Origin of the sequence: Trichococcus sp. (assembly GCF_049684335.1) — a bacterium.
Classification (GTDB): Bacteria; Bacillota; Bacilli; order Lactobacillales; family Aerococcaceae; genus Trichococcus.
The window spans coordinates 36,687-59,200 of sequence record NZ_JBAVFV010000035.1; the positions used below are offsets into that span (position 1 = coordinate 36,687).

Consider the following 22,514-nt stretch of genomic DNA (forward strand, 5'->3'; position numbering starts at 1 on the left):
TCAAACCACTAGTAACCGTCCACACGCTCACCCAACGAATTGAAATTTAATTTCACTAAAACATATTAAAATTATGTAAAATCATATATTTATGAAAAACAAAAAAATAAGGAACATTTTTTAAAAATTTTTCCCAAGAAAAAGTACTCAAAAATCTTGTAAAAACAACCTTTACGAGCCTTAATAAACGTTCGCATAAAAATTTAGTAACATTCATTTGTTAGCCAAGACTTGAAATATTATTTCATTATGCTACAATAAATTTGTTGGAAAAGCGTTTTCAAAGGGGTGGTTCTATGTTAGGCGTTTCGGTATTTCTTGGAGAGGATTTAGCAAAGGAGACAACAAGCTACCTACGTTCAATGAAAGATAGTGGTTTTAAGGGTATTTTTTCTTCGCTACACATTCCGGAAGACAACAGCACAAAGTATCTTGAACGCTTGACCACATTGGGGAGTTGGTCAAAGAATTTAGGGATGGAGTTGATGGTCGATATTTCAGGCTCAGCTTTAAACAAAATTGGGTTGTCTTTTGATGATCCTTCAGCAATAATTTCAACCGGCATAACTGGTTTACGAATAGATTACGGCATTTCAAATCAAGTTATCGCTGATTTGTCGCATTCAATGAAGATTTCTCTGAATGCCAGCACGATCACCAATACAGATGTTTCAGAATTAAGGATTGCTGGGGCTGATTTCCAAAACTTGGAAGCGTGGCATAATTATTATCCTAGACCAGAAACAGGGATGTCTAAAACGGTTCTGATTGCTAAAAATAGGTGGTTGAAACAATTAGAGTTTCGTGTAATGGCTTTTGTTCCCGGGAACGCATCACTGAGAGGCCCTTTATTTGAAAGTTTGCCGACTCTCGAAAAACATCGCCATATGCATCCATTGGCAGCAACGATTGAATTGCTTGAAGACTGCTTGGTGGATGATGTTTATATTGGTGATCCGGAAATAGACTATAAAACCCAACTTCAATTTGAGGCTTATTTCAATGAAGATCGCCTACTGTTGTTCGCGACACCCGAAAAACGATCTGCTTATACACAGATCGTTTTGGGAAACCATCAGAACCGTTGGGATCCAGCGCGCGATGTGCTGCGCAGTGCCGCTGCTCGCTTTAATCAGATTGGAATAGTTCAACCTGAAGGCCAGAAGCCCCGTCCAAAGGGAAGCGTTACTTTGGACAATCAGCTTTATGGACGCTATGCGGGAGAAATTCAAATAACGCTTCATCATTTGCCAGCCGATAAGAAAGTAAACGTCGTTGCTCAGATTATTCCAGAGGACATTCCATTATTGGATTGGTTTGCCGCTGGTCAACAATTCGAGATTCAATTGAATAAAGGCTTAAAAAGAGGGGTTTATGAGAATGGATTTAGGTAAATTAGCAACAGAAACAAGAAACGAACAAACAATGGTATTGGATACATTATCCACGGAAGAATTATTACGGCTTATGAACCAAGAGGATCAAACTGTTGCAAACGCCGTATCACTTGAGATTCCACAAATCACTAAAGTAGCCGATGCAATCATACAATCTTTTAATCAAGAAGGACGTTTAATTTATATGGGCGCTGGAACGAGCGGACGATTGGGAGTATTGGATGCAGCTGAATGTGTACCTACTTTCAGTGTCGATCCAAGTATGGTACAAGGATTGATTGCTGGCGGAATGAAAGCAATGACCTTGGCTGTAGAAGGCGCTGAAGATTCAAAAGAATTGGGCGCACAAGATTTGGCAGCGATCGAACTGACCAAAAAAGATATTGTTATCGGAATTGCGGCTAGCGGAAGGACACCTTATGTCATTGGCGGACTGGAATACGCCGGAAAAGTTGGAGCAATGACGGCTACGATTTCATGCAATAAGGCGGCTGAAATTAGTGCGTTTGCTCAACTTCCTATTGAAGTTGAGGTCGGACCAGAGATTTTGACCGGTTCAACACGCTTGAAATCAGGAACAGCCCAGAAATTAGTATTAAATATGCTATCGACAGCCGCCATGGTCGGAATCGGAAAAGTTTACCAGAATTTAATGGTAGATGTAAAGCCGTCTAACAAAAAACTAGAAGAACGCGCTAAGCGAATTATCATGGATGCAACGGAATGTTCATATGAAGTCGCAAGTGGAATGTTTGAAGCTGCAGATCATCAAGTAAAACTTGCAATCGTCATGATTTTAACCGACTCTTCGCAAGCAGAAGCCCGCGAAAAATTAACTGCTGCAAAAGGGTTCATTCGTAATACAATCGTGTAAAAGAACATTAACCTAGGAGGGTACAAAAATGGCTGAAACAAAAGAACAACGTTTAGCTAGAGAAATCTATGCGCAAGTTGGCGGTATGGGAAATGTCAATAAAGTGATTCACTGCATGACACGGGTACGGATGGACATCAAAGACAACGCAAGCGTTAATTTAGACGGATTAAAAAAAATCGATGGTGTGCTGGGGATCGTTGAAGATGACACCTTGCAAGTTGTCTTAGGCCCTGGAATTGTAAATAAAGTAGCAAATGAAATGGTCGGCATGGCGGGTGTGCGGTTAGGAGAAATCATCCCGATGCAACCATCAACCAACGCGGCTTTGTCTGGCCGCGAAGAAGCTGAAAGGAAAGCTGCGATCACGAAAGCCAATCAGAAAAACAAGAACAACACTCCTTTTAAACGAGCATTAAAGTCCATCGCTAATATTTTTGTTCCATTAATCCCAGCATTCGTTGGAGCCGGTATTATTGGCGGAATAGCGTCTGTCATGCAGAATATGCTGACCGCTGGCTCTTTGAGCGGCGAATCATGGGTAACCCTTGTCGTTGTGTTGAATATTATTAAAAGCGGCCTCTTTGCCTATTTAAACATCTACGTTGGGATCAATGCTGCAAAAGTATTTGGCGCGACAGAAGGACTCGGCGGGGTTGTAGCCGGAATCATCTATCTAACCGGGATGAATCCGGAACTGCCTTTGCCAAATGTATTTACAGGCGGCAATTTAGTTGCAGGACAAGGCGGAATTATTGGCGTTATCTTTGCGGTCTTTCTTTTATCCATTGTTGAAAAATGGTTGCGCAAATTCATTCCTGATTCCATCGACGTCATTGTGACACCAACAATCTCTTTGCTGCTAATCGGAATATTGACGATTTTCTTGATTATGCCGATTGCAGGTGTTATTTCTTCTAGCTTGGTCGGAGCAATCACTTGGGTCTTAAATGTGGGCGGCGCTTTTGCAGGATTCGTTCTGGGCGCTACGTTCTTGCCAATGGTGATGTTCGGACTCCATCAAATATTAACGCCGATTCATATCGAAATGATTTCGACGCAAGGTATGACCTTACTCTTGCCAATCCTGGCAATGGCAGGTGCCGGTCAGGTTGGAGCGGCATTGGCCCTTTGGGTAAAGTGCCGTAAAAATAAACAGCTGACGAATATGATCAAAGGGGCATTACCTGTTGGAATTTTAGGAATTGGAGAACCACTAATTTACGCAGTAACGTTGCCTTTAGGCCGTCCGTTCATCACCGCTTGCATTGGTGGCGGTATTGGCGGCGCAGTGATTGGTGCAATTGGCGGAGTTGGAGCAACAGCGATCGGTCCGTCAGGTGTAGCTTTATTGCCGTTGATTTCGAACAACCTGTGGTGGGGATATGCATTAGGCTTAGTAGCAGCTTATGCGGGAGGATTTGTAGCAACCTTTTTATTCGGGGTTCCTGAAGAAGCAATGGAACCTTCAGAATTGCCTTCAAGTGAACCAGCAAATCCTGAGATGGTTGACCTGGAAGAATCAAGTGTTGTAAGATAAAATAGTCGAAGAATAAAAAGGACCTCTAAGTCTGTTGATTTAGAGGTCCTTCTTTTTACTGAAATGGGAGGAGAGGTCTTATGCAGAGCAATCTTTTATTTAGGATCAAAGAAAAAATGGTGGATTTACCCCAATCAGAAAAAAAAATTGCGGCTACGATCTTAGCTGATCCAACAGCCGTAATCCAAATGAATGCGACAAGTTTAGCTTTGCAAGCCGGTTCCAGTCCTGCCGCAGTCATACGTTTTTGTCATTCAATTGGTCTAAAAGGATTTACCCAATTAAAGTTAAACTTATCAGCGGATACTCAAGGAATCCAAGAAAAACTGTACAGTGAAATTCAACCGGATGAAAAACTCGAGCAAATCAAAAAGAAGTTTTTAATGCAAACCTATCATGTTTTTGAAGAAACTAACCAAACCTTGACAAACGATTGTGTCGCACGAGTCACTCAATGGTTTCATGAAAGCAAAGTAATCTTTGCTTACGGGGTCGGAGCTTCCCATTTAGTAGCCTTGGATTTGCAGCAAAAATTCAGCCGGATCGGAAAATCGATTATCTGCTCGCAAGACCAACATCTACTTGTGACATCAATGTCGGTAATGGAAGAAAATGCAGTTTTTTTTGGCGTTTCCAATAGCGGTGAAAAACAAGAAGTTATCGCCTTAATGAAAACTGCTAAAAAACTCGGGATAAAAACTATTTCACTAACCAAAGACACGACCAATCCATTAAGCCAACTGTCAGATCTTTCGTTAAAAACAGCCAACAGCCCTGAAGCCCCTTTGCGAAGTGGCGCCACTGTCTCGTTATTAGCACAAATGTATGCTGTTGATTTATTATTTTACGATTTTGCAACCAAGTATTACGATACAACGATTGAAAATTTGGAGAAATCAAAGGAAGCTATTCATAGCTTAACGCATGAGTCAGAAGAACGTGATTGAACGAATCAGTTCAGTTTTTCTTGTGAACTGATTGTTGTAAAACGCTAACCGTATCATTCGTCCGATGGTTTTGATACTGGAGTATTCCCGGTTTTTTGTTTGCCTGTGCTTTGCTATAATAAGGACTATGATGGTGGCTCTCCACCAATTGATGAGGAGGAAAACGTATATGTGGGTCATCAAACCTTTTGAAGAACTGACGGCGAGGGAACTGCACCTTATCTACAAAGAGCGGGTCTCTGTTTTCGTTGTGGAGCAGAATTGCCCCTATCAAGAGGTGGATGACACCGACCTGGTCAGCATCCACTTCTGGAAGCAGGCGGAAGATAGACTATTAGCCTATGCCCGGCTGATCCCGGAAGCGGAGGGCGTGCGTATCGGACGCGTTCTGGTTCCACAAGGCGAACGCACCCATGGCTACGGCCAAGAATTGATGCAGGTCGTGCTGGAGTATGCAAAGACGCATTTCCCGGGACTTCCTGTGCATGCACAGGCGCAAGCCTATCTGCAGGATTTTTATTGGACTTTCGGATTCCGGCCCGTATCGGATATCTACCTGGAGGATGATATACCGCACATCGACATGATCAGCCCTACGCAGAATAGCCAAACAGAAAACATAAACCAACAGGAGGAAAAACGTGAATAAATATCTTACCGCAAGCATACTAGGTATCATCAGCATCGGAATCAACGTTTGGATCATGTATCAGACACGCTATGACAAAGGTCTGAATCCGATCACAAAGAAAAATTTGGAAAAATTATCCTACGCCCTGATCGTCGCCGCAGTAATGTTCATGACGTTCGGTTAACCCAAAATAAAAAAGCCCATCGCGGGCTTTTTTATTTGTCAGAGTTATTATTTTTCCTTAACGATTATCTTATGTTACACCTGGATCCGCAGATCTTTCTTGTTGTAGATCAGATAGCTCAAGCCTAATGTTAACAAGCTTCCGATGATGCAGATGACCATGTACTCCCAGGAAATGCCTTCTTCCAGCAAAGCTGCTGGATGGGCGTATTCGATAGGCGACAAAACACGCAGGAATTCATAGTCCTCAACCATCATCGAGACAAGGCCGATCATATACGTGCCGAACACTAGCAATAACGCGACTCCACTTGTTGAACGGCTGCTCGCGATGAACGTCGAGAAAAGGAAGCCGATTGAATAAAAGAACAACAATACCAACGACTCCGCGCCGAAAATCAGCGTGATATCTTTTATGATTTCCACAAAATCGGCTCCATCCTCCTTGAACAGATAGATGAACAACAAAGCCGCACCGTACAGGACGATCCAAAAGATCATCAGCAACACCAAGTTAGCGATGTACTTGCTTGTGACAATAGCTTTTCTGCTGATCGGTTGGGCATACAGATACTCGATTGTGCCGTTCGTCTCTTCCTTGATCAGCGCCTGCGCCCCTTTCATCGTTGCAAAAATACAGGCGGCTAAAAAGAGATACTGAAAAATATAGGCAAAAAATCCAGTAGCCTGCAATAAGCTCGCTCCATTCGTGAGTGAAAAGGCCTCCAGCAGCTCCGGCGGCATCGCATCGAGCTTAGTCGTCAAGATATCCTCCATCCCTTGATTCGCCATGACGGGAAACATAGCCATCATCATCCCCATAATCAGGACCATAAAGAAAAGCCATACGAATAACCCGCCGCGTTCTTGTTTCCACTCCAATCGGATGCTATTCATGGGATTCACCTCCACCGTATAGGGTCATGAATTTTTCCTCCAGATTCTGATTACGGATTTCGATATCTTCTAATTCCAGAGGTGCCATATCTGCCAAAATCTGTTTCACGTTGTCCTTGTACAACAACGAAACGACACGGTCTGTCCTGGAAAGGACACGGTACCCTTTGGATTCGAAATCCTCCGCTCCGATAGCTGAACCGGTCAGCGTCACCACTTTCCCTGGCTGATAACCGGATGCCATATCCTCCACGGAAATGATTTTCCCCTCACGGATGAAGGCAGTACGCGTACAAAATGCTTCCACTTCCGGAAGGTTATGCGTAGAAATGAAGATGGTCGCCCCTTCCTTGTTGTGGTAGTTCAGCTCCTCAAACAAACGGTGCTGCATCAAAGGATCCAGCCCATTCGTAGGCTCGTCAAGTATCAAAAGTTCCGGATTAAAAATCAGACTGTTCACGATCGCGACTTTTTTCCGATTCCCCAGCGACAGGTCCTTCATTTTCTTTTTTGGCTCCAACGCAAAGCGTTCCACGTAATAAGCCATCATTTCCTTTATGTTCTGGATATGGTGGAATTTTCCCGTCATCAGCAAAATCTCTTCCACAGTCAGGTTGCTGTAGTAGTGTACATCACTCGGGACATACCCGATGATGCGTTTCAGACTTTCAGAGTCTTTCTGAGCATCCAATCCGAAAATTCTGGCATTTCCTTTGCTCGGCTTTATAAAATCAAGCAACAACTTGATGGTTGTCGACTTCCCGGCCCCATTCGGCCCGATGAACCCGAACCGTTCGCCTTGCTCCACTGTGAGGTGGATATTGTCTAATGCCACGCTCTTGCGGTATCGTTTGGTCAAACCTTCCATTTCGATTGCTTCCACCGTAATCCCTCCTCTAAGAACTTTACATATATCCATTATACGTTTTCTCATCGGAAGTTTACAGCAACAGCACGTTTTTCTTCCCCGAACGAAACAAAAGACCGAGACAAATTTGTCTCGGTCTTTTAGGGAAGTGCGTGAATCATCACACTCTTCGTAAACGCGTTCTGAATCCCAGAAATCTGTGCCTAAGCTGACTACCACACAAGGACAAAAAGCGTCCTCTTTGTGTTAGTCCTCTTAGTGCTCGATTTCTAGAGCGGGATTCATCTCGCTCTTAGTACATATTCAAGTATTGTTCTCTTTCCCACTCTGTTACTTGTTGGATGTAAGACATTACTTCGATTTCTTTTGATTCGATGAAGTTGTTGCTGATATGGTCGCCTAATGCGTCAACCAACAATTGGTCTTTAGAGAACTCTCCAAGAGCTTCATGCAACGATGTAGGCAAATCCAAAATTCCGTTTTCGTAACGGTCTTCAGCTGACATTTGGTAGATGTTGCGGTTGATTGGAGCTGGAGCTTCCAATTTGTTCTTCACGCCATCAAGACCGGCAGCCAATAAAGTAGCTAAAGCCAAGTATGGGTTAGCAGCTGGGTCAACGCTACGCAATTCAACACGAGTGGACATGCCGCGTGATTCTGGGATACGGATCAGCGGTGAACGGTTTTTTCCGCTCCATGCGATGTATACTGGCGCTTCGTAGCCAGGTACCAAACGTTTGTATGAGTTAACGATCGGGTTACAGACAGCTGTGTATCCGCGCGCATGTTTGATCAGACCAGCGATGAATTGGTAAGCTGTTTCGCTTAATTGACGTTCATCGTTTTTGTCAAAGAAGGCATTGCCGTTTTCGTTGAATAAAGACATGTTGAAGTGCATTCCGGATCCGTTGATTCCGAACACTGGTTTAGGCATGAATGTTGCATGCAAGCCATGTTTGCGGGCTACAGTCTTAACGATCAGTTTGAACGTTTGGATGTTGTCGCAGGCTTCAACAGCATTTGCGTATTTCCAGTCGATTTCGTGTTGTCCTGGTGCAACTTCGTGGTGGCTTGCTTCAATTTCAAAGCCCAAAGCTTCCAATTCCAATACGATATCACGACGGCAGTTTTCGCCCAAGTCAGTAGGAGCCAAGTCGAAGTATCCACCTTGATCGTTCAATTTCAATGTAGGTTGACCTTTTTCATCCAATTTGAACAGGAAGAATTCAGGTTCAGGTCCTAAGTTGAATTCAGTGAAACCTAATTCTTTCATTTCTTTAAGAGAACGCTTCAAGTTGTTACGTGGATCTCCTGCAAATGGTGTGCCATCAGGCATGTAGATATCACAAATCAAACGAGCTACTTTGCCTTGTTCAGTGCCCCATGGGAATACTAACCATGTATTAAAATCTGGGTACAAGTACATATCGCTTTCTTCGATACGCACGAAACCTTCGATGGAAGAACCGTCGAACATCATTTTGTTGTCTAATACTTTTTCTAACTGGCTGATAGGAACTTCCACGTTTTTGATTGTTCCTAAGATGTCAGTGAACATTAAGCGTAGGTAACGGACGTTATCATTCTTTGCTGATGCGATGATTTCTTCTCTAGTAAATTTTGGCATTTGTATTCCCTCTCCTTGACTGTGCTTTGTGTATTTTTTTGTTTTTTTATAATCTTCCCCAAGGTTTACTTGAATCCCCAGGGTTAAATCCACTTGCGTTAAGAATTTCTTTGTAGAGGATGCGACGGACATCTTCGTCTGTCAAGTTTTTGTGCTTGTTTTCAAGCTCCTCTTCTTGCTGCTTCTTCAGCCTTTCGGTACTGTACATCCGCTTGATTGCAGTGATGTTCAACCCTTCAGCCAAATAGTCTTTGACTTCCAGCAACCGATCGACGTCGTTCAATGAAAACATCCGGCGATTGGTGTCTGTCCGCTTAGGATGAACGAGGTCTTGCTCTTCGTAATAGCGAATCTGTCTTGCTGTCAGATCCGTCAGCTGCATGACTGTTCCGATGGTAAAAACAGCCATCGAACGTCGTAGCTCTTTTTCTTTCATACCAACCCCTCCATCGAAGCTTCTGAGTTGAGTGAACCACAGATGTATCCTTCTTCTTCAGGAGTTAACGCCTGTTGAGAAAAAGGTAATTCTTTTCAGCAATTAATTGTATTTCCTAACAATTAATTGAGTGATTTAATACAACAAGAATACTCCAAATTCTCATACAAGTCAACGCTACCTTAACATAGCATGTAACATTTTCTTACATATACATAAACCCTTGTCAGAATAACATTTGAAAGGCATTTCATCTCCCCTTGATAGGCCAATTTCCTCGCATGGGAATTAAAAAAGAGACCTTTAATGAAAAAAATATTAAAAAAAAATGTGAATGATGCGGCTGAATCGCTGCCTATAGATCGGCAGCGCTGGGGACAGGAAAGAACAGCCACGACCACGAAAAAAGGCCGGAACATAAGTCCCGGCCTGCATATCTGTTATACCTATCAAAAAGCAACACTTGCCCTAATACCTAATCCACTCGGGTAAGCTGGCTTGCTTCCCTTGTCTTCAAAAACAGTGGAACCTGTTCAATGACCAGATTTGTATTTTCCAACCCAAACCACCTCGCGGGTGAGCCTGTCCATGCCTTGATATTATATTTCAAACTCAAGATGAAGCGACTGAAGATGGAAAGATCGCTTTCGGGGGAAATGGCCTTGCGGACCAGAACAAAACAGAAGTCGCCGATCTCTTTTTCGTGATAGATTGTGTACGTCTGCTTTTGGGGTTTGATTCGTCCCTCCTCCATCATTTCCTGGATAATCTGACGCAAGTATACATTGATCCGTTGCTCAATCTTGAAACCCAAACGAAGCTGTACTTTGAAGCAGAAGTCTGTGCCGTAATTCTCCACCTTGTATTCCTGGGTATACGGCTCGTCGGTGACGGCCACGTTAATGAACCAATACACATCGGCTCGCTTCGGCCGCTTGTCCAAAATGGAATAAAGAATATCGCGATCAACCGAGCCTGTATTTTGATTGCTCGTCAGGAAGACAAGGTTATTCGCATATACCGGCAAGGAATTATCTTCCTTCAGTTTTTTGAACTGGCCGATGAAATCCGTCATCGGGTATTCCAATCGCTGTAATGATTCGATTTTATTCCCTTTATGCCAGACAAACATGATGGCGAAAAGGATTAATCCCATAAGGATTGCGATATATCCGCCATGGAAGAATTTTGTCGCGCTGGAGATAAAGAAGGTCGTCTCCAATGTGCCGAAGAACACGAACATGAGCAGAGAAACGATGACATTGAGATTCTTCATGCGCAAAAACTCAAACATCAGTATCGTAGTCATCAGCATCGTGATGGTGATCGCCAAACCATAAGCTGCTTCCATCCGGATCGACGTCTTGAAGTAAAAGACAACCCCCAGACAAGATAACCAAAGGATATTGTTCACCAAAGGAACGTACATTTGGCCTTTTGTCTGGGAAGGGTATTGGATCTTCAGATGCGGCAACAGACCCAGACTGATTGCCTCTGAAACAAGCGTATAGGACCCGGTAATGAGCGCTTGCGAGGCGATGATTGCGGCGAGGGTACTCAATAAAACCGCAAAAAGCCGCCATCCGCTCGGTATCATTTCAAAAAATGGATTGAAGTCTTCGATATGCTGAAGGGCTGTATTTGATTTTTCCTGCATCAACCAGGCCCCTTGTCCGAAGTAATTCAGCAACAGTGACGCTTTGACAAAAGGCCAACTGCCATAGATATTCTTCTTGCCGACATGCCCCATATCCGAGTACAATGCTTCCGCACCGGTCGTAGCCAAGAAAATGCTGCCCAAAATCATAAAGCCGGCATTGTTCTGCTCGCTCAGGAGCAGTTCGATACCGCGCATAGGATTGAATGCAAGTAACACGCTTGGATTACTGAGTACTTGCCATAGCCCCAATCCGCCGATAAACGCAAACCAAAAGGCCATAATGGGCCCAAAAGCTTTCCCTATCGTTTTCGTGCCGAGGCGTTGGATCATGAATAATGCCGATATGATCGTCATCGTTATCGCCAGTATTTTCCCTTGGCCCTCACCTAGGAAGCCCTCGAAGAATGGGATGCTGCGCAAGCCTTCGACGGCCGTTGTGACCGTAACCGCCGGGGTCAAAATACCATCAGCCAACAAGGCCGCCCCGCCTACCATAGCCGGAATGATCAGCCATTTCGCACGTTTGTGAACAAGTGTATAAAGTGAGAAAATACCGCCTTCGCCATGGTTGTCGGCCTGCATCGCGACAAGCACATATTTGATTGATGTCAGCAATGTGACCGTCCAGATCACCAAGGATAACGCACCGATAATAAATGAATCTGACAATGATGCGAGTCCACCGTTACCGGCCACAACAGCTTTCATGACATAGAGCGGCGAGGTGCCGATATCCCCATAAACGACTCCCAGCGCCACCACAACCGCTGCCATGCTCAGGGGAATCTGCGGATGCTTTTCTTTGTGCATTTCCAATCTATTTTTCCTCCAATGTCCTATATATCTTTTTTATTTTAAAAACTACCTAATTATAGTCCTTTTTTAGAGTCCGTCAAGCACCTTTTGAAGGATTGGATTGGAGTGCTTATGAGTGCCTCCAATCACATGAAAATACCTGCCATCTCAAGTACCGACGCGATGTCCAACAACCACTCTTCTTTCCCTTTGGGGGCGGTAAACTGCACACCCAAAGGCAATCCGTCAGCGGTGCAGTACACCGGCAGGCTGATGGCAGGCTGCCCGGTTAAATTCGCTTGCTGCGTGAATGGGGTAACACCCAAGCTCTCTTCAAACATGGTCCAGACAATCTCTTTCCGGTCCGCTGCTGACAGCCGATCCGCGCTGCGCATCCGTTCCTTCAGTTCTGCGCTTTGGAAAGAATAATCGATCCGAGGAGCGCTCGCTGCCGTAGTCGGCTGCAGCAGTAGATCATAGTTTCCATGGAACTGATCCATTGTGGCCGCAGCTTGATCCCAAAGGCCCAACGCCAAGGAGTAGTCGCCTCCGGAGATCGTCCGGCCGTACTGATAGAGGGACCACGAAACCAATTCCATGTCATCGGCTGTCAATGGGCGCATCAGTTTCGCGGAAAAGCCTCTCAGCATGGCCTCCGTTTCGGCTCCATTCATCGCATAGTAGGCCTCCATCAAACGGATGCCATCGATGTCGGGCGTTTTTTCTTCCACCTCGTAGCCCAACTTTTCCAGCGCTGCCACCGTTTGGAGTACTGCCCGCTTTGCGTCCGCGCTGACGATGGATTTCACCGGCGATTCCAATGAATAGGCAATCCGGAATTTGCGCTGCTTACCGGATTGCTGTTCCTGAAAATGGCTCCCGGGAAACAAAGGCGTCTGGAACGGAGCTGCCGCTTGGACAGTCTGCAAGGCATCCAGCATCATCGCCGTATCCCTTACCGTCTTCGTCAAGGCAAAGCTGATCGATGCGCCTTGCCAGCCGCGGTAAGATCCCGGCCCCACCGGCGTTCTTCCTCTTGTCGGTTTCAGTCCCACCAAGCCTGTGAAAGAGGCCGGGATCCGGATCGAGCCGCCCCCATCACTGGCGGTGGCGATGGCCACCATATCCGCCGCGACAGCCGCTGCCGCACCTCCGCTGGAACCTCCCGGAGAATGATCCCGATTGAAGGGGTTTCTGGCCGGGCCATGGATGACGGCATCCGTGATGTTCTTGAACCCGAATTCGGGTGTACTCGTCTGGCCGATGACGATGAAGCCGGCCCTCTCAACCGCTTCGATAAAATGGCTAGTTCGGGGAGCGACATAATCCCTCAGCAACCGCGAGCCTGATGTCGATGGCTCCCCTGCAAGATCCTGGCCCAGATCTTTGATCAGGATTGGCACGCCTCCAAATAAGGTATTCCCGAAATCTCGTGTCCTGGCTTCATGCAGCGCTCTTTCCATCCGCGTATGCACGACGGCATTGTAGCGGGGATTTTCTTTCTCTATCTTTTTGAAAGCATCCTCAATCAATTCTTCAGAGGATACCTTTTTCATTTTTAAAAGTCCGGTGTAATACAGGGCATCTTTCTGGCGATCCATAAAAAGCCTCCTTCTCATTTTCATATTTTCTTCCATTGTAGGTTCCCCGCCCCAAAAAGGCAACGGCTGGCCGGTGGCTTTGCCTTCCCATTCCTTATCCCGTCAGTATTCATCAGGCTGGCGTCATTACTTTTAAATCGTTTTTAATGACAACCAAACTGAAATATAGTAGAATCCTTCTATTGTACCAATTTTGGAAAGTGTACAAAAACAGACAGATTAGATGAGAATTCATAGGAAATGGAGCAGGACACGATGAACGAAAGATATATGGACTTAAAATTGGCGGAACAGGGTGCACGACTCAGCATGGTTGCCTATGTCACACTTTCTTTTGCAAAACTCTTCATCGGAAATGCCTTCGGTTCAGCTTCTTTGAGTGCCGATGGATTGAACAATTTCACGGACGTCATTTCCACCGTTGCAGTCATGATCGGCTTACGGATTGCTCGTCGTCCAGCTGACGAAGATCATCCTTATGGCCACTGGAAAGCGGAAACGATAGCGAGCCTCTCCACTTCCTTCATCATGCTTCTGGTCGGTCTGCAGGTACTGTTCTCAAGTTTTTCGAAACTGACAGGTGGAGAGTTCACCACTCCTGATGTGCTATCCGGTATTACCGCCCTGATTGCAGGGTTCATCATGATAGGAGTCTACATATACAACAACCGCCTCGCAAACCGCATCAACAGTATTGGCTTGGCCGCTTCCGCCAAAGACAACCTGAGCGATGCCCTGACCAGCTTTGCGGCAGCAATCGCCATTTTTGGCTCCATTTTCGGACTGTACTGGTTGGACGGTGTCATGGCTGTCGTCGTAGGCATCGTCATCATCAAGACCGCGATCGATATTTTCCGCGAGAGTGCCTTCTCCCTATCCGACGGTTTCGAAACGAACCATTTGGCGGAATACCGACAGGCCATCCTCGACATTCCTGACGTCGAACAAGTGACGACCATCGCCGCACGCAGCTATGGGGCAAATGTCTATGTTGATGTGACTATTCTGCTGGATGCGGAGCTGACAGTGCTGCGGAGCCACGAAATCACTGAAGAGGTAGAAGAGCGCATGCGCACGGCATTCAATGTTTTCGAAACAGATGTCCACGTAGAACCTCTAACGCACTGATGTTACAAGTTTTATAGGCCGGACGTCATTTTGATGGTATAATAACAGACGGATTTATACAGATTATTTTGGCGGACGCAGCTGTCATTAAGATCTGTCCGTCTTTTTTTTTGGAAAAAAATACATTTATTGGGAGGATTTATGAAAGAAGAGAAACATTACGGCTTATTCACCGCAGTATCCATGATCGTCGGCATCTGCGTCGGATCAGGGATTTTTTTCAAAGCCGATGACATTTTGGGAGCGACCGGAGGAAACGTAGCATTAGGGATTTTGGTTTTCTGCATCGGCGCATTCAGTATCATTTTCGGAAGCATCACATTGACGCAATTAGCTAACCGGACCGAAAGAACCGGCGGCGTCGTCGCTTATTTCGAGGAGTTCATCTCCGATAAAGCAGCGAGCGCGTTCGGCTGGTTCCAGTTATTCGTTTACTTACCGACAATCATAGTCGTCGTGAGCTGGGTATCCGGCATTTACACGTGCATGTTGTTAGGCTTGCCGAACACCTTGGAAACACAAACACTTATCGGGACGGGCTACATGGCATTCTTCTTCTTGTTGAATTATTTTTCGCTCAGATTGGGCGGCTATTTTCAGAATCTCGCCACCATCATGAAACTGATTCCGCTGATTGCTGTCGCTATTGTCGGCATTTTCTGGAAAGAACCGGCTCCAATCGTTCCTCCTGAATTGGCGGTTCCGGTCACAAATGTCGGCTGGGGCTGGCTGGCTGCACTGGCGCCAATGGCCTTCTCCTACGATGGTTGGACAATCGCAACAAACATCACGCATGAAGTAAAGAACCCCAAACGGACTATGCCTTTAGCTTTGACAATCGGACCCTTGGTAGTGTTGGCCATCTATTTGACCTATTTCAGCGGCTTGGTCTCCATCGCCGGCTCAGAGTACATCTTGGCGGTGGGCGATGAGGCCACCACAACAATCGGCATTTCCTTGCTGGGCGAACGTGGCGGCAGCATCATTCTTTCCTTTGTATTGATCGCTATCTTGGGCGTAACTAATGGTGTAATCATGGGTATCCTGCGTTTGCCGCAAGCATTGGCAGAAAAAAACATGTTGCCGAACAGCTCTAAGGTAAAACGGATTGATCCAAAGAGCCAACTGTCCCCGGCAGCCGCACAAATTGCCTTTGCGGTATCCCTTGTGTGGATGTTATTGCACTATTTGAGCCAAAAATCCGGGATTCTGGGTGGCGGAGATGTCAGCGAAATCGCGATTGTCTTCAGTTATATGACTTATGTCATCCTTTATCTGAAAGTCATCAGCATGAAAAAAGAAGGTATCATCACCAGTTCTTTCTTCGGTTCGATCACCCCGGTATTCGCGATTATGGGCTCTGCCATCATTCTGATCGGCGGCATCGTGTCCAATCCGACTTATGTACCGATTTTCATCCTGTTCTGCTTCGTGGTTTGCTTCATCGGCTATAAATATTACGAGAAAAAAATAACAGCTTAATCAAAATACCCCGGTTTATCAGAAGGAAGTTCTGATAAACCGGGGTATTTTTTCCTATCTATGCAAATCTCTATTCGCTCTGCTGTGCCGTCTCCGAAACAACCGTCGAACGTTTAAATACGAACACAAAAACGATCCATGCAGCCAACGTCGAGCCGGCTGCAAACAAGGTCGGAAGATTGATGTTGATGGTGGTTAAAAAGGCCGCCAAAATGGGAGGCAGCGCCTGCGCCATACTGACGATGGACTGATTGATGCCGAGAATTTCGCCTTGCGATGAACGGTCGGACATACTGGATACAATCGCCGTACTGTTCGGTTGCGTCAATCCCTGGAAAATCGCAATGAAGGGGATGATCACGTAAATCCAGCCGGCTTGATCAGGAAGCAGCAGGAAGGGAAAGGTAGCCGCCAACAGGATACTTGAAACCGACAGGATTTTCATCGGTGAAAATCTTTTTGAAAGCGGCCGTAAAAAGGCGCCCTGTGCCACTGCAATCCAAATACCCATGTAGGCGAATAAATCGCCGATTTGAGATTGATTGAACTGGAATTTCCCTACCAGAAAGACCTGGAAAAACTGCGTGAAAAAATTGAAGCCAACAGTCAGCAAAAAGATGACTGCGAATATGGTTCGCATTTCTTTGATTTCAAAAGCTTTGCGGATGTTCTTGATTCCTGCCAGCGGATCAATGCGGCCGGTTTTTTTATTTTTCAACGTTTCAGGGAACCGTTTAAGGACCATCAGGATATTGATTGCGGTCAACACTGCGGCAAACCAAAACGGCGTTGCAAAATCGAACCAACTCAAAATGGATGGGTCAGATAATTTCCCGCCTAGATAGGGTCCGATAACAAATCCCAAGCCAAACGCCATACCGACCAGGCCAAAATTTTTGGCTCTGTTGGATGCATCGCTGATGTCGGCAATAGCAGACTGAGCAATGGAAATATTTCCGCCCGTGAAGCCATCGATTGCACGGCCGATGAACAGTAGCCAGATGTTTTGAGTCAGAATCCCGATTGCAAACAATAGATAACCCACTAACGTCCCTAACAAGGAAGCGAGGAGAATTTTTCTGCGTCCCATCCGGTCAGCGAAAGCACCCAGCATCGGCGCGCCAAAAAACTGCATGAGCGGATAAGAAGCAATCAAAAAGCCATAGATGATGGTGCGCAGCGAAAAGTCGTAGTCCATCGGCAGTAAGCCCGCCATAGGGTTGAGAATGACCGCCGGCAAAATCGGGATGATGATGCCCAGACCTAAAAGATCAATAAAAACAGTAAAAAATATGGGCAGTATGGGATTCACTTTATCATTTTTCATAAAAACAGCTCCTAACACGAATTTGTGTATCATTACACAGTTGTGTATACTTTCTTTTTGCTATTTTTTATTGTAAACTAAAATGAAATAAAATCAAGTATAACGAAAGGTGATTGTGATGGAAAATCCTACGAAATCACGGACAATGAAGAAGCGCGATAAGACCCACCAGGATATCCTCACCGTTGCGGCTGAACTCATCAGCGCAAAAGGATCGCTTAGTGTCAGTCTGGAGGAAATCTCATCGCAGGCAGATGTTGCTCGAAAAACGATATACAATCATTTTGAAAATAAAGAAGCGCTCATCAACGAATTGTTCACACCACTCTGCACCCATGCAAGGGACTATCTTAACCGCTTTGATCAGGAACAAGCGCTCACTCTCGATCACATATGGGACTATTGCCTAGAACTGTGGGAACAAGAGGATTATCACGCCATGGTACTCTATCAAGTGAGTCCGGAAGACTACCCAAATCTCTCCGTAATCAAGGATAGCTTCATTTTTATGTTCAAAAAATTGATGGAACGCATTCCGGAATGCAGTAGCCGATCAGATGAAGAACGCACACAAGCGGCAAATTGCATATACCTGACCTATTTGCCACTCCTTCAGGTTCTTGAAGGACGGAAAAACTACCAAAAAGCGTTCCGGTTGGCAATGACAGGATTGACCCGCGGAGTTTTATTGACCGACTAAAGATTCTGTTGGTAATCATTTCGAGAACAAAGAGAGGCTGGGACTTTTGTCCCAGCCTCTCTTCGCATTATAATTAATTTTTGAATGAGTGGATCGGTGCCGGGCTGCGTCCGCCACGATTGATGAAGTCAGCAGAGCTTTCTTTGTGGACCGGCATTACAGGAGCGCGTCCCAGTAATCCCCCAAATTCAACGAAGTCGCCTACTTCACAGCCGATTGCCGGAATCACGCGCACAGCAGTTGTTTTGTGGTTTTGAACACCAATTGCGGCTTCATCAGCGATCATGGCCGCGATTGTCGTCGCAGGAGTGTCACCAGGGATGGCGATCATGTCCAAACCAACAGAACAGATGGCAGTCATCGCCAGCAACATGTCCAAACTGATTTGGTTTGCTGCCGCAGCATCTATCATGCGGTGGTCTTCCGATACAGGAATGAACGAACCCGAAAGTCCGCCGACATGGCTGCATGCCATTACGCCACCCTTTTTGACTGCATCATTCAGTACAGCTAGAGCAGCTACTGTTCCGTGCGTACCAACTACACCCAAACCAAATTCTTCAAGGATTTCACCGACCGAATCGCCGACTGCAGGTGTCGGAGCCAAAGCCAAGTCGACGATGCCGAAGGGCACGCCCAATTTTTGGGAAGCGATGTTCCCGACCAATTGACCCATGCGGGTAATCTGGAAGGCTGCTTTCTTGATTGTATCGGCAACGATGTCCATCGGTTCGCCTTTTACTTTTTCCAAAGCACGTTTGACGACACCAGGACCGGAGATTCCGACGTGGATTTCACAATCAGCTTCTTCCACTCCGTGATAAGCGCCTGCCATAAAGGGATTGTCGCCTACTGAGTTTGCGAATACTACTAATTTCGCACAACCGAATCCGTGTTGTTCAGCTGTTTTTTCAGCCGTTGCAAGCACGATTTCACCCATCAATTTCACAGCGTCCATATTGATTCCGGCTTTTGTGGAGCCGATGTTGACGGAACTGCAGACCTTGTCCGTAACTGCCAAGGCTTCTGGAATGGATTCGATCAGGATTTTATCACCCTTGTTGTAGCCTTTTTCGACCAAAGCCGAGAATCCGCCGATGAAGTCGACACCGACTTCCTTCGCCGCAGCATCCAACGTTTTTGCGTATGCCACATAGTCCGTATCATCGCTTGCACCGGCAATCAAGGCGATCGGTGTCACCGAAATCCGTTTGTTCGTGATCGGAACGCCGTACGTATCTTCGATTTCCTGCGCTACGCTGACCAGGTTCTTCGCTTTGGTGGTGATTTTTTTGTATATTCTTTCTCGAGCTTTTTCGCCATCGCTGTCGATGCAGTCCAATAAAGAAATCCCCATGGTGATGGTACGGATATCCAGATTGTCCTCTTCGAACATGCGAATGGTGTCCAAGATATTGTCAGTTCTTAACATTCAAATGTCCCCCTAGATCCGATGCATTGCATGGAATGTGTCTTCTGCCTGTAAACGGATGACCAAGCCTTGTTCTTCTTCAACTTTTTTCATCGCTTCTTTTACTTCTTTGACTGAATTATTTGCTTCATTCAATTCGACCATCAAAATCATGGTGAAGTATTCCTCCATGATGGTCTGTGAGATATCCAAGATATTCACGCCCAAACGCGCCAATTCCACCGATACGCTCGCTACGATTCCGGTATGGTCTTTACCTGTTACGGTCATGATTGCTCTCATCTTTTTTCGCCCCTGCTTCTCTAATTTTTTGTTGAGTCCATTATACCATTTTACACCAATATGAAAATCCAATTAAAAAATTTCTGTTCCTATTCTATCACACATAAAGGGAATACCTACTGTTTTTTTGGTGAAACGGAAAACAGTAACCGCTCTCTAATCATATTTTTCAGTGTACTTTCCCGAAACACGAAAATTGTTGCAGGTATTGCATTAAATCTATCGTTTTTTAAGAATAATTGCTACACTGGATATAAGCAAGTTCTAATCCAATATCAAGGAGGTTTTCTTAATGCAATTGATTCATTTTTCAGAAGACGACCAAAGCCGCATCGGCATCAAGACGGAGCACGGTTTCCTGAATGTCGCCAAAGCGGCTGCGGCTTTATCGCTGCCTTTTCCTTCCTATATAGACGATGTTTTGAAGGATCCAGAACAGGCTGCCCAACTGGACGCCATTCTGGCCCACGCGGAAACGCTGGAGAATCTCGCCTGCTACGTTTCCATGGATGAGGTCACATTCCTGCCCGTCCTCTCCCGTCCCGGCAAGATCCTCTGCATTGGCAAGAACTATGCCGCCCATGTTGCAGAAACAAAAAGTGAAGCCCCGAAAAAACCGCTTGTTTTCAGCAAATTCACGAGCGCTTTGGCTGCCCACAAAGAAGGCATTCCGATTCCAGTGAACACCAGTAAGGTCGATTACGAAGTCGAACTGGTGGCAGTCATCGGCAAAAAAGCGTATTGCGTCTCCCCGGAAGAAGCTCTTGATCATGTCGCAGGCTACACAATCGGCAACGACGTAACCGCACGCGACTGGCAAAAAGGCTCTCCGCAATGGTTATTAGGAAAGTCCCCGGATAAATTTGCCCCGCTCGGACCGGTCTACGTGACTGCCGATGAAGTGGATCCGACAAATCTGACCATTTCCCTTAAATTGAACGGCGAGGTTCGCCAGGACAGCAACACAAAGCACCTTATTTTCGACATCGCGACGATCGTTTCCTACATTTCCCAACACTTTGCGTTGGAACCCGGCGACATCATCTTCACCGGCACACCGGATGGGGTCATCCTCGGTTATCCCGAAGACGAACAAGTCTGGCTGAAACCAGGCGATGTCATCGAATCCACCATCGAAGGCATCGGGACATTGGTAAATACTTTCCGATAGAAAACATCCAAAAGGCCGCCGCATTAATCCTGCTCAGGATAATGCGACGGCCTTTTCTTTGCTGAAATGATTTTGTTTAAAAGGCTGGTTCGGTCCCGACTGCCTGCAGTTGGAAATGCATCATTTCCATCGCCTGCAGCAAGGCCTCGGCCGTATCCAGCGAGGTCAGGCACGGCAGGTTATTGTCCGCTGCTTCGCGGCGGATGAAATAGCCGTCCGTCTCGTCGGTTTTTCCTTCGGTCATCGTATTGATGACGAACTGGATGTTCCCATCATGGATGCTTTTCAGGATATTTTCCCGTTTAGCTTCGCCATTTTGGAGGACAGTGACTGGCACATGTGCTTCCAGCAAGACTTGTCCAGTACCCTTCGTTGCAAGCAAACGGTAGCCGACCGCAACCAATCTCTTGGCCAGAGGCAGGATTTCGTGCTTGTCCTTGTCCGCAATCGTCAGCAGAGCTGTGCCGTACTCGGGAATCTGGATATTGGCGGCACGGAAAGCTTTGTACAGCGCTTTGGAAAGGATGGCATCCTTGCCGATGACCTCCCCCGTGGACTTCATTTCCGGTCCCAGTACGGTGTCGACTCTCTTCAGTTTGTTGAAACTGAAGACCGGCATCTTCACGTATACGCCTGATTTCGGCGCAACCAGTCCGGTCCGGTAGCCATGATCTTTCAATTTGATGCCGAGGATGCCTTGCATCGCCAAGTTCGCCATCGGAATGCCGGTCACTTTGCTCAGGAACGGGATCGTCCGGCTCGCGCGCGGGTTCACTTCGATGATGTAGACCACGCCTTCGCTGATGACGAACTGGATGTTCACCAAGCCGATGGTGTTCAAGCCTTGCGCCACGCGGATCGTATAATCTTCGATCGTTTGGATCAATTCAGGTGAAAGGTTTTGCGGCGGGTAAACAGCGATCGAGTCGCCCGAGTGGACGCCGGCGCGTTCGATGTGTTCCATGATGCCTGGGATCAGGACGGTTTCGCCATCGCAGATCGCATCGACCTCCAGCTCTTGTCCGATCAGGTAATGATCGACCAGGACTGGACGCTCGGGACTGGCCACGACCGCTTCGCGCATATATTTCTCCAGATCGGCTTGGTTGTAGACGATCTGCATCGCCCGTCCGCCCAATACGTAGGACGGACGCACCAAGACCGGATAGCCGATTTCGTCCGCAACTGCCACCGCTTCTTCAACGGTCACGGCTGTTTTGCCGGGTGCCTGCGGGATATCCAAGTCACGCAACAACTGTTCGAACAGTTTGCGGTCTTCGGCGCGGTCCAGATCTTCCAGGCTCGTGCCCAGGATCTTCACTCCGTGTTTTACTAATTTGTCGGCCAGGTTGATGGCCGTTTGGCCACCGAACTGCACAACAACGCCCAGCGGTTGTTCCAGGTCGATGATGGCCATCACGTCTTCTTCGGTCAAGGGTTCAAAATACAGTTTGTCGGAGATCGAGAAGTCCGTCGAAACGGTTTCCGGGTTGTTGTTGACGACGATTGCTTCGTAGCCGGCTTCCTGGATCGCCC

Annotated in this window: 21 protein-coding genes; 11 read left to right on the forward strand and 10 right to left on the reverse strand. The window is 46.4% G+C overall.

Annotated elements, in window-relative coordinates:
* Nucleotides 1-296 precede the first annotated feature (296 nt).
* The 6 genes from WBM30_RS06400 (at nucleotide 297) to WBM30_RS06425 (ending at nucleotide 5,573) form a co-directional block, all read left to right on the forward strand.
* Nucleotides 297-1,394, forward strand: coding sequence for a DUF871 domain-containing protein (locus WBM30_RS06400; protein ID WP_424899914.1), 1,098 nt, complete (start codon nucleotides 297-299; stop codon nucleotides 1,392-1,394).
* Nucleotides 1,381-2,271 carry an N-acetylmuramic acid 6-phosphate etherase gene (murQ, locus tag WBM30_RS06405; protein ID WP_424899915.1) on the forward strand — a complete coding sequence of 297 codons (891 nt, stop codon included), beginning with the start codon at nucleotides 1,381-1,383 and terminating at the stop codon, nucleotides 2,269-2,271. The genes WBM30_RS06400 and murQ overlap by 14 nt, the downstream gene beginning before the upstream one ends.
* Nucleotides 2,272-2,299: 28 nt before the next feature.
* Entirely contained in the window at nucleotides 2,300-3,811 is a 1,512-nt protein-coding gene (locus tag WBM30_RS06410) for a PTS transporter subunit EIIC (RefSeq protein WP_424899916.1), read from the forward strand.
* Between the two features lie 80 nt (nucleotides 3,812-3,891).
* Entirely contained in the window at nucleotides 3,892-4,758 is an 867-nt protein-coding gene (locus WBM30_RS06415; RefSeq protein ID WP_424899917.1) for a MurR/RpiR family transcriptional regulator, read from the forward strand.
* A 169-nt stretch (nucleotides 4,759-4,927) separates the two neighbouring features.
* The gene (locus tag WBM30_RS06420; RefSeq protein ID WP_424899918.1) at nucleotides 4,928-5,407 is read left to right on the forward strand and encodes a GNAT family N-acetyltransferase; all 480 of its coding nucleotides are present in this window, start codon (nucleotides 4,928-4,930) and stop codon (nucleotides 5,405-5,407) included.
* On the forward strand, nucleotides 5,400-5,573 hold the full coding sequence (locus WBM30_RS06425) for a hypothetical protein (protein WP_157080403.1): 174 nt from the start codon (nucleotides 5,400-5,402) through the stop codon (nucleotides 5,571-5,573). Before WBM30_RS06420 ends, WBM30_RS06425 begins: the two co-directional genes overlap by 8 nt.
* Nucleotides 5,574-5,647: 74 nt before the next feature.
* Here the strand turns inward: WBM30_RS06425 and WBM30_RS06430 are convergent, their stop codons facing one another.
* The 4 genes from WBM30_RS06430 to WBM30_RS06445 form a co-directional block, all read right to left on the reverse strand.
* Nucleotides 5,648-6,469: an ABC transporter permease subunit gene (locus WBM30_RS06430; protein WP_424899920.1), complete on the reverse strand. Its 822-nt coding sequence runs from the start codon at nucleotides 6,467-6,469 to the stop codon at nucleotides 5,648-5,650.
* Nucleotides 6,462-7,352 (reverse strand): ABC transporter ATP-binding protein, encoded by an 891-nt coding sequence (locus tag WBM30_RS06435; protein WP_424899921.1) that lies wholly within the window; start codon nucleotides 7,350-7,352, stop codon nucleotides 6,462-6,464. The genes WBM30_RS06430 and WBM30_RS06435 overlap by 8 nt, the downstream gene beginning before the upstream one ends.
* Before the next feature lie 277 nt (nucleotides 7,353-7,629).
* Nucleotides 7,630-8,964 carry a type I glutamate--ammonia ligase gene (gene glnA / locus WBM30_RS06440; protein WP_424899922.1) on the reverse strand — a complete coding sequence of 445 codons (1,335 nt, stop codon included), beginning with the start codon at nucleotides 8,962-8,964 and terminating at the stop codon, nucleotides 7,630-7,632.
* A gap of 46 nt (nucleotides 8,965-9,010) precedes the next feature.
* Entirely contained in the window at nucleotides 9,011-9,400 is a 390-nt protein-coding gene (locus WBM30_RS06445; RefSeq protein ID WP_086628750.1) for a MerR family transcriptional regulator, read from the reverse strand.
* A 306-nt stretch (nucleotides 9,401-9,706) separates the two neighbouring features.
* Here WBM30_RS06445 and WBM30_RS06450 point away from each other — a divergent pair, with 306 nt between their 5' ends.
* Nucleotides 9,707-9,892: a hypothetical protein gene (locus WBM30_RS06450; RefSeq protein ID WP_424899923.1), complete on the forward strand. Its 186-nt coding sequence runs from the start codon at nucleotides 9,707-9,709 to the stop codon at nucleotides 9,890-9,892.
* Here the strand turns inward: WBM30_RS06450 and WBM30_RS06455 are convergent.
* A complete protein-coding gene (locus tag WBM30_RS06455; RefSeq protein WP_424899936.1) occupies nucleotides 9,876-11,870 on the reverse strand; it encodes a KUP/HAK/KT family potassium transporter in 1,995 nt (664 codons plus the stop codon). The two genes, WBM30_RS06450 and WBM30_RS06455, sit on opposite strands and share 17 nt — an antisense overlap.
* A 131-nt stretch (nucleotides 11,871-12,001) precedes the next feature.
* Complete coding sequence (locus WBM30_RS06460; protein WP_424899924.1) at nucleotides 12,002-13,456, reverse strand: amidase; 1,455 nt, start codon at nucleotides 13,454-13,456, stop codon at nucleotides 12,002-12,004.
* A gap of 255 nt (nucleotides 13,457-13,711) precedes the next feature.
* On the opposite strand from WBM30_RS06460, the gene WBM30_RS06465 reads away from it, so the two are divergent.
* Entirely contained in the window at nucleotides 13,712-14,584 is an 873-nt protein-coding gene (locus WBM30_RS06465) for a cation diffusion facilitator family transporter (RefSeq protein WP_424899925.1), read from the forward strand.
* Nucleotides 14,585-14,725: 141 nt separating this feature from the next.
* Nucleotides 14,726-16,066, forward strand: a complete 1,341-nt coding sequence (locus WBM30_RS06470) for an APC family permease (RefSeq protein WP_424899926.1) — start codon at nucleotides 14,726-14,728, stop codon at nucleotides 16,064-16,066.
* Between the two features lie 70 nt (nucleotides 16,067-16,136).
* Here WBM30_RS06470 and WBM30_RS06475 read toward each other — a convergent pair whose 3' ends face one another.
* Nucleotides 16,137-17,393: an MFS transporter gene (locus WBM30_RS06475; protein WP_424899927.1), complete on the reverse strand. Its 1,257-nt coding sequence runs from the start codon at nucleotides 17,391-17,393 to the stop codon at nucleotides 16,137-16,139.
* 118 nt (nucleotides 17,394-17,511) lie between these two features.
* Between WBM30_RS06475 and WBM30_RS06480 the strand changes: the two genes are divergently transcribed.
* Nucleotides 17,512-18,093: a TetR/AcrR family transcriptional regulator gene (locus WBM30_RS06480; RefSeq protein WP_424899928.1), complete on the forward strand. Its 582-nt coding sequence runs from the start codon at nucleotides 17,512-17,514 to the stop codon at nucleotides 18,091-18,093.
* Between the two features lie 73 nt (nucleotides 18,094-18,166).
* Here the strand turns inward: WBM30_RS06480 and WBM30_RS06485 are convergent, their stop codons facing one another.
* Nucleotides 18,167-19,525, reverse strand: coding sequence for a PFL family protein (locus WBM30_RS06485; protein ID WP_424899929.1), 1,359 nt, complete (start codon nucleotides 19,523-19,525; stop codon nucleotides 18,167-18,169).
* A gap of 12 nt (nucleotides 19,526-19,537) precedes the next feature.
* On the reverse strand, nucleotides 19,538-19,807 hold the full coding sequence (locus WBM30_RS06490; RefSeq protein WP_086986587.1) for an ACT domain-containing protein: 270 nt from the start codon (nucleotides 19,805-19,807) through the stop codon (nucleotides 19,538-19,540).
* A 292-nt stretch (nucleotides 19,808-20,099) separates the two neighbouring features.
* Between WBM30_RS06490 and WBM30_RS06495 the strand changes: the two genes are divergently transcribed.
* Nucleotides 20,100-20,978 (forward strand): fumarylacetoacetate hydrolase family protein, encoded by an 879-nt coding sequence (locus WBM30_RS06495; RefSeq protein ID WP_424899930.1) that lies wholly within the window; start codon nucleotides 20,100-20,102, stop codon nucleotides 20,976-20,978.
* 76 nt (nucleotides 20,979-21,054) lie between these two features.
* On the opposite strand, the gene carB is transcribed toward WBM30_RS06495, so the two are convergent.
* Nucleotides 21,055-22,514: carbamoyl-phosphate synthase large subunit (carB, locus tag WBM30_RS06500; RefSeq protein WP_424899931.1), on the reverse strand; the 1,460-nt coding region annotated here is incomplete at its 5' end.